At 54.8% G+C, this 11669-nt stretch carries 11 protein-coding genes; 5 read left to right on the forward strand and 6 right to left on the reverse strand.

Annotated features, from left to right (window positions below):
- Window positions 1-14: 14 nt before the first annotated feature.
- A complete protein-coding gene (locus HZU72_RS10640) occupies window positions 15-344 on the reverse strand; it encodes an HlyU family transcriptional regulator (RefSeq protein ID WP_180091771.1) in 330 nt (109 codons plus the stop codon).
- A gap of 95 nt (window positions 345-439) precedes the next feature.
- Entirely contained in the window at window positions 440-1660 is a 1221-nt protein-coding gene (locus tag HZU72_RS10645) for an argininosuccinate synthase (protein WP_180091772.1), read from the reverse strand.
- Between the two features lie 274 nt (window positions 1661-1934).
- Here HZU72_RS10645 and rnt point away from each other — a divergent pair, with 274 nt between their 5' ends.
- Together rnt and HZU72_RS10655 are read left to right on the forward strand one after the other, a co-directional pair.
- A complete protein-coding gene (gene rnt, locus HZU72_RS10650) occupies window positions 1935-2603 on the forward strand; it encodes a ribonuclease T (RefSeq protein WP_180091773.1) in 669 nt (222 codons plus the stop codon).
- Window positions 2604-2770: 167 nt separating this feature from the next.
- Window positions 2771-4030: a 6-phosphofructokinase gene (locus HZU72_RS10655; protein ID WP_180091774.1), complete on the forward strand. Its 1260-nt coding sequence runs from the start codon at window positions 2771-2773 to the stop codon at window positions 4028-4030.
- A gap of 96 nt (window positions 4031-4126) precedes the next feature.
- Here the strand turns inward: HZU72_RS10655 and HZU72_RS10660 are convergent, their stop codons facing one another.
- Window positions 4127-5842 carry a bifunctional protein-serine/threonine kinase/phosphatase gene (locus tag HZU72_RS10660; protein WP_180091775.1) on the reverse strand — a complete coding sequence of 572 codons (1716 nt, stop codon included), beginning with the start codon at window positions 5840-5842 and terminating at the stop codon, window positions 4127-4129.
- 269 nt (window positions 5843-6111) lie between these two features.
- On the opposite strand from HZU72_RS10660, the gene ppa reads away from it, so the two are divergent.
- A complete protein-coding gene (ppa, locus tag HZU72_RS10665) occupies window positions 6112-6642 on the forward strand; it encodes an inorganic diphosphatase (protein ID WP_180091776.1) in 531 nt (176 codons plus the stop codon).
- A 311-nt stretch (window positions 6643-6953) separates the two neighbouring features.
- Here the strand turns inward: ppa and HZU72_RS10670 are convergent, their stop codons facing one another.
- Together HZU72_RS10670 and HZU72_RS10675 are read right to left on the reverse strand one after the other, a co-directional pair.
- Window positions 6954-8273, reverse strand: a complete 1320-nt coding sequence (locus tag HZU72_RS10670) for an aldehyde dehydrogenase family protein (protein WP_180091777.1) — start codon at window positions 8271-8273, stop codon at window positions 6954-6956.
- A gap of 289 nt (window positions 8274-8562) precedes the next feature.
- A complete protein-coding gene (locus tag HZU72_RS10675) occupies window positions 8563-9126 on the reverse strand; it encodes an alcohol dehydrogenase catalytic domain-containing protein (RefSeq protein ID WP_180091778.1) in 564 nt (187 codons plus the stop codon).
- 145 nt (window positions 9127-9271) lie between these two features.
- Between HZU72_RS10675 and HZU72_RS24125 the strand changes: the two genes are divergently transcribed.
- On the forward strand, window positions 9272-9562 hold the full coding sequence (locus HZU72_RS24125; protein ID WP_180091779.1) for a helix-turn-helix domain-containing protein: 291 nt from the start codon (window positions 9272-9274) through the stop codon (window positions 9560-9562).
- Between the two features lie 43 nt (window positions 9563-9605).
- Here HZU72_RS24125 and HZU72_RS10685 read toward each other — a convergent pair whose 3' ends face one another.
- Complete coding sequence (locus HZU72_RS10685) at window positions 9606-10535, reverse strand: AraC family transcriptional regulator (protein ID WP_208458038.1); 930 nt, start codon at window positions 10533-10535, stop codon at window positions 9606-9608.
- A 225-nt stretch (window positions 10536-10760) separates the two neighbouring features.
- On the opposite strand from HZU72_RS10685, the gene HZU72_RS10690 reads away from it, so the two are divergent.
- Window positions 10761-11525 carry an SDR family NAD(P)-dependent oxidoreductase gene (locus HZU72_RS10690; protein WP_180091780.1) on the forward strand — a complete coding sequence of 255 codons (765 nt, stop codon included), beginning with the start codon at window positions 10761-10763 and terminating at the stop codon, window positions 11523-11525.
- Window positions 11526-11669: the final 144 nt, after the last annotated feature.

The following is an 11669-nucleotide window of genomic DNA, read 5'->3' on the forward strand; positions in this document are numbered from 1 at the left end:
TGACGGCGTTGTTGCTACTCGCTCTCGCCTGCCCTGCGCGGGTCTGGTGCGAACATCGCCTCACCCACTTCATCAATATAGCGCTGCGCTTTGGTGACCATCATGGCATCACAGGTCTCTCGTCCTGGGAGCATATCGGAACGCTCAAAGCGGTGTTCAAGGGTTTCACCACTGGCGTCGGCCTTACGAATCCAACCACTGACGCGGTACTGACCGCTCTGATTGTCTGGTTGAGAGACAATCTCGTAGCCTTTGTATTCCACCGGCTCAGCAGCTTTGGCGGTAGCGCCTGAATCAGCCTGACGATCACCACCGAAGAGACCGGAAAGTATTTTTTTTAGCATGATGGCTCCTTTTTAAACACAATGGCTCCATTGCTTGTAGGGCGGCAATGCGATGGCCGCCCTACAAGGTATAAGCTGCTTTTATAAGCGCTTAATCAGCTCTGCTTGCGACCCTTGCCTGCGGCAATGCGCAAACGCAGCGCGTTTAGCTTAATAAAGCCTTCGGCATCTTTTTGGTTGTAAGCACCAGCGTCATCTTCAAAGGTAGCGATTGATTCATCAAACAGCGACTCATCGGACTTACGGCCCACTACGGTAGCGTTGCCTTTGTAGAGCTTCATACGCACGACACCCGCGACATTCTTTTGGGTCTCGTCAATGGCCGCCTGCAGCATGCGACGCTCAGGGCTCCACCAGTAACCGTTGTAGATCACTTCAGCGTATTTCGGCATCAGCTGATCTTTCAGATGGGCTTCTTCGCGGTCTAGGGTTAGTGACTCAATGGCACGGTGAGCACGCAACATAATGGTGCCCCCTGGCGTTTCATAGCAGCCACGAGATTTCATGCCCACGTAACGGTTTTCGACGATATCCAAACGGCCAATACCGTTGTCGCCACCCAGTTTGTTGAGCTTTTCGAGCACTTCATGGGCTTTCAACGGCTCGCCGTCGATGGCCACGATATCGCCCTTTTCAAACGTCAGCTCAACGTAGGTGGGCTGGTCGGGCGCGGCTTCAGGAGAGACACTCCAGCGCCACATATCGTCTTCAGCTTCGGCCCAGGGATCTTCCAAAATGCCGCCCTCATAGGAGATGTGCAGCAGGTTGGCATCCATTGAGTAGGGCGATTTTTTCTTTTTACTAGAAAAATCGACCGGAATTTTATGCTCTTCGCAATACGCCATTAGCTTTTCGCGAGAAGTTAAATCCCACTCCCGCCAAGGGGCGATCACTTTTACGCCGGGCTTCAGGGCATAGCCGCCAAGTTCGAAACGCACTTGGTCGTTGCCTTTACCCGTAGCACCATGGGAAATAGCGTCGGCACCCGTTTCATTGGCAATTTCGATCAACCGCTTGGCAATCAGCGGACGAGCGATAGAGGTGCCCAGCAGGTACTCGCCTTCATAGATAGTATTGGCGCGGAACATCGGGTAGACGTAGTCACGCACGAACTCTTCACGCAAGTCTTCGATGTAAATCTCTTTCACGCCAAGCGCTTGCGCTTTAGTTCGCGCCGGTTCGACTTCTTCGCCCTGACCGATGTCGGCAGTAAAGGTCACTACCTCGCAGTTGTAGGTTTCTTGCAACCACTTAACGATAACGGATGTGTCCAGGCCGCCTGAATATGCCAGCACAACCTTTTTGACATCGGACATTCTTTGCTCCTCGTTGACCATAAGATATTCATGAGTAAAAACTACACTTGCCTCTAGTGTCTGGCGAATGTGATAGCTCGTATTTGATAGCTCGTTGGAGTAAACCGTTGAGACTGGCGTTGAGTATAGCGTTCTCAATGCCCAGCGAATACCGTCAACGACGCCTGGGGGCTAAAGCTGCTAGAATCACCCCATTCAAAGCGGCGGTTTGCCGCTGATGTTGACTGATGACTCGCTTGAAGACTATTACTCGCTTGAAGATAAGGAGAGCTGCATGAGCGAGGCAATTGCCCGCGAATTAATGGCCCAACGTTTTCGCAGTTACCTGCCTGTGGTCGTTGATTTAGAAACCGGGGGATTTAATGCCCAAGGCGACGCTGTACTCGAGATAGCCGCCGTCACGCTGACCATGGATCCGGAGGGCAACCTGCTTCCTGATGCCACCTATGCCTACCACATTCAGCCCTATGAAGGAGCGAATGTAGAGCAGTCCGCGCTCGATTTTACCGGTATCAACCTGGACGACCCCCTGCGTCGCCAGGTGGCGCTGAGCGAGTCTGAAGCACTGGGCGAAATTTTCCGTCCGATTCGTAAATCGATCAAAGCCCACGACTGCACGCGCGCTATTTTAGTCGGCCATAATGCGGCGTTCGACCAGGGCTTCTTGAACGCGGCGGTCAATCGCTGCGGCATTAAGCGCAATCCTTTTCACCCCTTCTCAAGCTTTGATACCGCCACCCTTGCAGGCCTGGTCTATGGTCAAACGGTACTTGCGCGAGCCTGTCGTGCCGCGGGCATCGAGTTTGACAACAAAGCCGCTCACTCCGCTCGTTATGACACCGAGCGCACTGCCGAACTGTTTTGCGCAATGGTTAATCGCTATAAAGACCTGGGTGGCTGGCAACTTGCCCAGCGCGAGCAAGAGATGGACGGTACGGATTAACACCTCGCCGTCAACAGCGTACCCGCTGATGCAGAAAACCAGGCTTTACGCTAAACTTCGCCCATTACAGCAATCTGGTTTAGCACCGACAATGCCGGGTAGCGGGTATTTGGCGGTGATAAATATATCGATTAAAACTATCCGTTTTTAGGAGATGAGACGTTTCCATGGCCCAGCATAATGCCTTTTACGCCCAGTCCGGTGGCGTCACCGCCGTGATCAACGCCAGCGCCTGCGGCGTTATCGAAGCTTGCCGCCAAGCACCCGACCAAATAGGCAAGGTTTACGCCGGTCATAACGGCATTATCGGAGCCTTAACGGAAGATCTTATCGACGTTACCCAAGAGAGTGATGAATCGATTGCTGCCCTGCGCTATACGCCGGGCGGCGCGTTTGGATCCTGCCGCTATAAGCTAAAAGACATCGACACCCACCGCGCCCAGTACGAGCGATTGATCGAGGTCTTCAAAGCCCATGATATTCGCTACTTTTTCTATAACGGTGGCGGCGACAGCGCCGACACCTGCTTAAAGGTCTCTCAACTTTCCGAGAAGCTGGGCTATCCGCTGACCGCTATCCACGTGCCTAAAACCGTCGATAACGATCTGCCGATTACCGATAACAGCCCGGGCTTTGGCAGCGTAGCGAAGTATATTGCCACCTCAACGCTGGAGGCATCGCTGGATATCGCCTCCATGTGCGCTACCTCCACCAAGGTATTTGTGCTCGAAGTGATGGGCCGCCACGCGGGCTGGATTGCCGCTGCAGGTGGTTTAGCAGGCGAAGCCGAAGGCGAGCCGCCGCATATGATTATCTTCCCGGAAATCCCCTTTAACCGTAAAGCGGCCATGGCGCGGGTTGAAGAGAGCGTTAAACAGTATGGCTACTGCGTTATTGTGGTCTCTGAAGGCGCTCGCTACGAAGATGGCACTTTCCTGGCCGATGCAGGTAACACCGATGCGTTCGGCCACCGCCAGCTTGGCGGCGTGGCACCAACACTTGCCGGTATGATCAAGCAGGATTTGGGCTACAAGTATCACTGGGCAGTGGCCGACTATCTGCAGCGCGCGGCACGTCACTTGGCGTCTAAAACCGACGTTGAACAAGCCTATGCGGTGGGTCGCGAAGCGGTAACCTTGGCGCTGGCGGGTAAAAACGCCATGATGCCCGCCATTCGCCGCCTCTCTCAGGCGCCCTACCAGTGGGATGTGATCTCTGCCCCGCTCTCACAGGTGGCCAACCAAGAGAAGTTTATGCCCCGGGACTTTATCAGCGAAAACGGTTTTGCCATTACCCAGACCTGCCGGGACTATCTCTCACCGCTGATTCAGGGCGAGGACTTCCCACCGTTCGAGAATGGCCTACCCAAAGTCGCCAAACTGAAACTGGCCAAAGCAGAACGCAAGTTGCCCATTTTTACGCTGTAAACAGCTAACCCAGCAAGGCTAAAAATAGCGGCAATAAAAAAACGGGGCGATGAAGTGATTCATCGCCCCTTTTTATGTGCATTTCGCCGCTTGGGGTTAGCGTAACAACCAGGAAAGTACTAGCAGCAATAACAGAATTCCCGCCACACCCTGCCAGAAACGCCGCGGCTCCTGGCGGCTCTCTTCTCGATTGGGCAGCCGCCCGAGTGGCACTCTAAGCGCATGCAAAAACTCGGACATACGCCTAAACCGCAACGCCCTTTGTGGATCCAAGGCGCGGCGTAGCGCATCGTCTAATTCTTGGGAGATCTCGGGGTTGGTGGTTCGCGCGCTGCGATAGGTCAACTCTTCGAGGTCGGTATGGCTGCGCAGTCTGTTGGGTGTCAGTGTATAAGGTAATGCACCGGTCAAAAGCCAGTATGTAGTGGAGGCTAGCGAGTACTGATCACTACGCCGACCAATGCTGTCGCCCAAGGCATACTCAGGTGCGCTGTGTTCGTTAAAGCCAATCTGCCTGAGTAACTCACCTGAGTGGCGATGCCCTTCCCCATCACGCATATGGCAGGCACTAAAATCGGTGAGCACGAGCTTGCCATGAGGGTCGATCAAAATATTATCGGGATTGATCTGCTGATGAATAATTTCCCGATGATGCAGTGCTTGCACTGCTTTACCCAGCTGATTGGCAATGTCCAGCCGCTGGGTCAGACTGGCTTGAGGATGGCGCTCTGCCCACTGCCGCAGCGTCTCGCCTTCAATATGCTGCATCAGATAATAGAGGTAGCGTCGTGGCCGAGATGGCTCCATCACCTTAACCACAAAGGGCGAGTTAACCCGCTCCACTACCCACTGCTGGAGCAGGAAGTGCTCAAGATAGGCATTGCGCAACGAGAGCTCAGGGCTGGGCGCTTTCATGACCATTTCCCGTTCGCTATGCACATCACGGACACGGTACACCCGCGACTGCGCCGTTCGCGATAGCACGGCGAGAATCTCCAAGCCATCTAAACGCTCCCCCGGCGCCAGCTCAGGGGGAATTGGTAGATCGCCGTAGAGCTGCCCCGGGTGCTCGGTGACCTCATCGGGTAATTCATCGATACGTACCAGCTGGAAGCAGAATTGGTCACCGCCATAGCCGCGCTCTTGGGCGCGCTGCTTCGCCTCATCAGCTAGTCGCTCGCAGGCGGCATCCAGATCACTGGCATCTTGGCGAATCAAGCGCACATAGTCGGAAGGTAGCAGCGTGCCGCGCACGCCCTGGGTAGTAAACAGGAACAGATCGCCCTGCTTCAGCGCAATGTGGGTGTAATCGATATCGACACTGCCGTCCATACCCAGCGCTCGTGAAGGGTAACGATAGCCGCCTAAATCGGTCACATGGTCGCGGCTTAGCTGTTCAAACTCGGCACCCCGTAAGCGAAAGACCAGCGTATCGCCCATGTGGAAAAGGTGGGCTTCACGGCCACGAAACACCATCGCCGACATGGATGAAACAAAACTGCCCTCTTTCACATGCTGGCTTTGGCTGTAGCACCAACTGTTGAGCGCACGTAGTACGCGCGTGGCAGAAGTTTTTACATCCCAGTGATCGGGAGTGGAGAAGTAGTCGGCCAGAAAGCCGCGTACGCTGATATCACCGGCCTGCTTGGCCATGGTATTGCGTGAAATGGAGTCGCTGATCACCGCACAGCCACCTTTGGCGCGAAGCAGCGGCGCTTCAGGAAAGCGAACCGACATTGAACTGCGATGCAGGCGCCGATCGGGCGCGACAAACGCTTGACCATAACTAATGAGCAACTGGGCGTGCGACAAGTCATCCTCCTAGGTTGCCGACTCGATCGAGGGACATCACTGTCAACCAATAGCGCTATGATACACGCAGCGGAACAGAAACGATGCCCACCAAACGTCTCTATCGTATTCGTCCCATTTGCAGGGCTAATTAATTATCACTAGCGGCCCACCTATGTCGCATTGGTAATCGTGCAGTCATGTTCGTATAATTCCTCGCCATAAACGACTCTGACACGTTTGCCTAACCACGGCACGACTCTAGCCACAGCACTACCAAGGAATCAACGATGAACTTCGATAATATCCCTGCTGGAAAGGATCTCCCCAACGACGTTTACGTGGTGATCGAAATTCCAGCCAACCACGACCCGATCAAATATGAAATTGATAAGGACATGGGCGCGCTACTCGTTGACCGCTTTATGGCCACTCCCATGTTCTATCCCGCCAATTACGGCTTTATCCCCCATACCCTCGCCGACGATGGCGATGCGCTGGACGCCTTGGTGGTTACCCCTCACCCGGTTCAACCTGGCAGCATTATTCGCGCGCGTCCGGTAGGTATTTTGAATATGACCGACGAAGCTGGTGAAGACGCTAAATTGATTTGCGTACCTCACGCCAAGCTAAGCTCGCTCTATGACGATATTCATGAAGTTACCGACCTACCCGAGCTACTGCGCCAGCAAATTGCTCACTTCTTCGAGAACTACAAAGATCTCGAAAAAGGCAAATGGGTAAAGGTTGAGTCATGGGAAGGTGCTGACGCTGCGCGCAAAGCAATTGAAAAATCCGTAATTGCTTACCAGAAAGCGTAATAGTAGCGTTTCGGCAATGTTCTTCACCGTCATGTGATAAAGCCGTCTCTCCGTGAACTGACTCAAGACTTGTCCATCTGCGTAGCAATTTACTACTGACAGCTTGAACTCTTCATTGTATTTCGCCATAAAAACACCCCAATCGTTGGATTAATGTCCAACTTTTGGGGTGCAGTTCACTCTCGGGATCAGTTGCGGCCTCACCTGGCAGATTATCTATAGGCCTAAAACAGTGCCTGCCCTCTCAGAGTGCTCAAGGGCAAGCACCAATTAGGCTCGGTTGAGGCCCGGCCTAAGGCAAGCCCGTATGATCAGATTACTTCGAACACTGCACGTTCATGAGAAAGCTCGCGGAATCCATGAATGCTGTGATAACGACCTGTTCCACTAGTGTTGACCCCACCAAACGGTAGATGGCTCTCAGGCCAGTTTCTAGCCCATCCGTTAACTGATACGCCCCCGGACGAGGTATTGCGGAGTACGTCTTCAACAAACTCGTGCCGCTCTGAAAAAATGTTCATACCCAGTGGTTTGCCACTTTTACGAATAAAGGAATAGATCTCTGAGACATCGCGATAAGTGACAATTGGGAGAACGGGGCCAAATATCTCCTCCTGCATGACCAATGCATCAAGCGGCGTATCAAGCAGTATGGTCGGCTCTATCGTCAGGTTCTCTTCATCGCAGTTTCCGCCAAAAGCCACCCTGGCGCCACGTGCAACGGCGTCATCAATATATCCTTTTACACGTGAGAAGTTGCGCGAGTTGACCATGCGGGAATTGCGGTCCGCCATGAACGTCTCGCCATCATAAAAGCTGTCTCGCCATTGGTTTCCGAGCGCCTCGACGAACCGATCGCGTAGTAATTCGGGCAATGCGACATAATCGACGCATAGACAGGTTTGGCCATTATTCGTCATTCGCCCCATGCCGATCTCGGAAACGGCGGTGTCGAAGTTGGCGCTGTCGTCCAGAATGGCAGGGCATTTGCCACCGAGCTCTAATGTCACCGAGGCCAAATGCTTGGCCGCTGCAGCCATCACAATCTTGCCAACTGCTGGGCTTCCGGTAAGGAAAATGTGATCGAAGGGGCGTTCCAGCAGCGCGTTGGCAACATCGACACCGCCTTCAAACACTGCGACCTCACGCTCGTCAAAAGCCTCGCGAATGATTTTGGCTGCTACGGCGCTCGATGCGGGTGTGAGTTCATTTGGTTTGGCGATGATGCAGTTGCCTGCGGCGATCATCGGCACCATGGGGGTAAGGAGCAGGCTTATCGGGAAATTCCATGAACCGAAGACGAGAACGACGCCCCGCGGTTCATAGACCATATACGCTTGCCCCCCGGGCGCAGAGGTCTGGACAGGTACGGGCTTCATCCAGTCGTCAAGATGCTCGATGGCTTCATCGATATCCGCCAGTGTGACGGCCAGCTCGAACGTCACCGGCTCTTCGGCAGGGCGTCCCAAATCAGATGTAAGCGCATCACGGATTTCAGTCTCATATTTAACCAATACTTCCCTGAAGCGTCGGAGACGATCCTTTCGTTGTTCTGCCGTCGACGTCCTTAGATGCCATTGATGGGCTTGCTGTAATGTGAAAACGCGGTCAATTTCGGATTCAATATTCATAACGACTTCCTCCGTTGTTGAGGGCAAGCGTCGAGATTGTTTGCTCGCATATAGGCGGCCCCCTTCGAAGCAAGGGGAGACCCTATTCGCTTTTGTGTGTATGTGAAAACGGAGCACCGAGCGGGGGGGCAGCGCTCCTCTAATCAAATCTAAAGAAGTCTTTACTATACGTTGCACTCCGATCCTTCCCGATCATTGCTCAATTCTCTTGGCTCCCCACTAAAACCGCTGAACTTTTGGGGAGACAAAGCCAAGAATAGTCGTGCCAGCGATAGCTCCCGCCGCTGATTTAGGCGATCTCGATGACGATCTTGCCCAAAAGGTCCGGGGCACTCTGGGCCTGGTAGGCCTGCTTCGCGTCGCCGAACGGGACAACCCGGTCGATCACCGGCTTGATCTGATGCTTGTCAACGAAGTCGACCACCTCCTCCAGGCCGTCACGCGAGCCGACCGGGATGCCGCGAACGCTGACGCCCTTGGCGAGAAACAAACCGGGCTCGATCACGTCACCGAAGTTGAACAGGCCCACCAAGCCCAGGCCGATACCCGCATGGGGTGGCCAGTGGATGAAGTCGCGCAGATAGACCGTGATGACCTTGTCGCCCGGAGTCCACTGCTCCACGCCTTCTCCAATCGCATCGATATCGCCGGCGCCATCGGCGACCGGGATCAAGTCGCGGTCTATGCGCCAGTTGCCACCAGCATTGCCCAGAATCAGTTGTTCGCGGTAGTTCAACGACACCGCCCGAATACGCACACGGACTTCACCTGGGCCCGGTTCCGGCTTCACGGCATCTCCAAGGATCAGACCCTCCAGGGTGGTCGCTCCGCTCTTCAGAACCCAACGTTTCATGGCTTTCGCTCCTGATCAGATCATTCGAGATGTGGCTCGGGCAGCTACCTCACATACGTTGCCGGGCACTCAAGCAACTATAGGAACACCTCAATTAATTGATAAGATGCTGTTTGATTGACGAGCTTGTGAGTGAGACTCAGCAATGAAACGAGCAGATTTTGCGGACCTGATGGCGTTTGCGATGATCGCCGGGGAGCGGAGCTTTACCCGGGCGGGCAATAGACTGGGCATTTCAAGCTCCGCGCTCAGTCATGCCATGCGCCATACCGGCAGTTTTCTGTACTACCCGGGACGTCGCCAGATGCGTCCGGCCATGCGCGCCGTGATCGACCTGCTGCGCTATGATGGGCGAGCCCAGCTATCGACATCAGCCATCAGGGGGAGGCTATGTGCGCCCACTAGCGAAGCTGCTCGCCCTCCTCCACCAAGGTGACGAATAGCTCAGTTTCTCGTCCTGGCCCTACTCGAGACAGTCGTCAGATTGACCGCAATGGCGCGACGTCGCGAATCGGTGGGGCACCGAACATCCTTCGGTATTCCCGGTTGAATTGACTAATGCTCTCGTAGCCAACCCGTATACCCGCCGTTGCAGCATCGATATTTTCCGCGATCAGCAGCCTTCTCGCCTCATAAAGACGTAGGTGTTTCTGGTACTGAAGTGGGCTCATTGAGGTCAATTTACGGAAATGGTGGTGAAGCGTAGACACTCCCATGTTGGCCAATTCCGCCAGGGCTTCAATTTTCAGCGGCTGCGTATAGTGGTCACGCAACCAGGCAACGGCCTTGGCGACACGCTGGCTTTGTGTTCCCACCATGACGGTGTCACGAAAACGCCCGCCGGCAGAACTGGTCAGTACCCGATAAAGAAGCTCTCGCTGCACAAGACGACCCAAGTGGAGCATGTCGTGTGGCTGGTCGAGTAGCCGGACCATCCGGCTCGTCGCGTCCATCAAGTCGACGGTCGCGGGGCCGGTCGCCATGGCTTTGCGCTGTGTCTCTGCTTTCGGGCCAAGCGTCTCGACATCCGCAATCAACTGGCGAGCCATCTGCAAATCAATCTTCATCAGTAAAGAGAGATAGGGCCGCTCGGGCGATGCATCAGTGACTTCGGTAATCGTAGGCAGATTCACTGCCGTCAGCAAAAATCGTGACGCATCATAGATATACGTCGTGTTTCCCAGTACGACGCGCTTCTTTCCGCGAATGATGATGGCGAGGCTGGGCTCATACAGATAGGGCGTTGGTGGCTGTGGCGTCGTCACCTTGCAAAAACTCAGGCCCGGCAAACGGGTTTCACGCTCCATCTGATTGCCGACAAAGCTTGAAATCTGCCCCGCCATCTCATCACGGATGGCTGCCGTTTCCTCCCGCCGTGCCTGGTCGTCTATCCCGAGTTCGATGATCACTGTTCTCTCCTGTCTTTTTGAGCATATTCCATTCTAGATCGATGAACGGCCAGATTTCCGCTTTTCCCAGGGATCAAGAGAAATAGGCAATGAATGGGAAGAATCAGCGTCACGAGTTCCCTCTCGGTACCCCTAACCTTTGGATCGTCCCTTGAATTAAATACGCAGACACGGACAGCGGTATCGAGTGTCCGGGGTCCATGTCGACTCAAACGGAGGAACTCCATGAAAAACGCCGAGAAGCTTAACGGAACCGTTGCCCTCATCACCGGCGCGTCCAGCGGTATCGGGCAGGCGACGGCTATTCGACTGGCCGATCTGGGAGCCAACGTTGCGCTGGTGGCCAGACGTCAGGATAGGCTCGAGTCGCTTGCCAACAGGATCGCCGCCGCTGGCGGCACCGCGTTGGTGATCGCTGCCGACATCACAGATAGCCACGAAGCCGAGCATGTGGTTGATCAGGTAATCGAACGCTTCGGCCGCCTGGATACCTTGGTCAACGCGGCTGGGCTGATGCTCAATGGCCCCTCCGTGGAATCGCCACTTGAAGAGTGGGATCGCATGGTGGACGTCAACCTGCGGGGGTTGATGTACCTCACCAAACAGGCCCTGCCGCATCTTCTTCAGGCAGTGACATCCAGTCCACGTGCAGTGGCAGATGTCGTCAATATCTCTTCGGTTGCCGGGCGCATCGCCGCTCCCCAAGTCGCCATCTACAACGCCACCAAGTTTGCCGTCACGGCCGCCACCGAAGCTTGGCGGCAGGAATTCACCAAGCAATCGCTACGCTTTTCGGTGATCGAACCCGGTGCGACCGCGACCGAGCTCTTCGAGCAGAAAGACGGACAGTGGGAAGGTTTCACCAGCATGTTCGGCGAGGTGGAGCGCCTGCATGCGGAAGATATCGCCGATGCCGCTGCCTTCATCGTGACCAACCCTCGTCGAGTGGCGATCAACGAGATCGTCGTCAGGCCCACGGATCAACCTTGATCCATATGCGGAGGTCGGCAAACGTTTTTTCGAACATACCCCTCACCCTCATTGGTGTGGTCTAAGGCTTTTAGGCGTAGAGGGTGTGGTATGGGCGCGTCACGTCACCGCAGCGTATACCGCTGGGTTTTAAGGATGCGGTAT

It is taken from the genome of Vreelandella sedimenti (assembly GCF_013416325.1).
Taxonomy (GTDB): domain Bacteria; phylum Pseudomonadota; class Gammaproteobacteria; order Pseudomonadales; family Halomonadaceae; genus Vreelandella; species Vreelandella sedimenti.